General features: G+C 64.9%; 1 protein-coding gene. It reads left to right on the top strand.

Going from position 1 to position 804, the window contains the following annotated elements; genetic code table 11:
• Positions 1 to 103 precede the first annotated feature (103 nt).
• The coding region (locus AC1AUD_RS13720) for an SGNH/GDSL hydrolase family protein (RefSeq protein ID WP_476574936.1) at positions 104 to 804 on the top strand (701 nt) is incomplete at its 3' end.

Below are 804 nucleotides of genomic sequence, written 5' to 3'. Positions count from 1 at the left end.
TGGGACGACCTGAACCCCATCGGCATGGCATGGCAAGCCATGCCCGAGTTCACATGGGGCGAGTTCTCGCAAATCACCTACTTCGAGCAGTAAGGAGCAACACATGGCAAACGAAACCTTCGACCCCACGGCCATGCCCACCACGCCACGCCACGGCATCCGCTACCCGGCCGGCACCGACCTCGTGCGCTACGCCAGCCAGCAGTTCAAGGCCATGGCCGAATCGATCGACGACAACATAGACGACCTTCCCGCCGAGATCACCGCGCGCGTGGACGAAGCCGCCACACAGGCCGCCGCCAGCGCGCAGGCGGCGAAGGAGGCCGCCGCGCAGGCCGGAACCCTCGCCGACAGCAACATGGCCGCCAACATCACCGCCACCGATTCCAAGACCGGCGCGGCGCTCGACCAGTGGATGAACGCCGGGCGCAGATGGCACAAGGCCGTGATCATCGGCGACAGCCTATCCAAGGGCTATTACAGCAACACGGAGCACGCCGGGCAGGGCATCGGAGACGTGATCTGCTCAAACCTCGGAATCAGCGACGTGCAGAACGTGGCCGTGTCCGGCAGCGGCTACACCGTCGGAACCACCACGTTCCCCAAGCAATGGGACAACGTGACCGACAAGGCCGACGTGGACTTGGTGCTGGTCATCGGCGGCGTGAACGACAACAACGTGGACTGCGGGCCGGCCTGCACCCAGTTGCTGAACAAGATCAGGCAGGAAGCGCCGAACGCGACCACCTACGTGTTCCCCATCGCCGGAGGCCTTGGCCTCGGCCTGCACGAACACTACACCGC

The organism is Bifidobacterium sp. LH_730, assembly GCF_056355835.1.
Note: the sequence above shows the minus strand (reverse complement) of the source record. Positions and strands in the feature narration are given on the sequence as shown.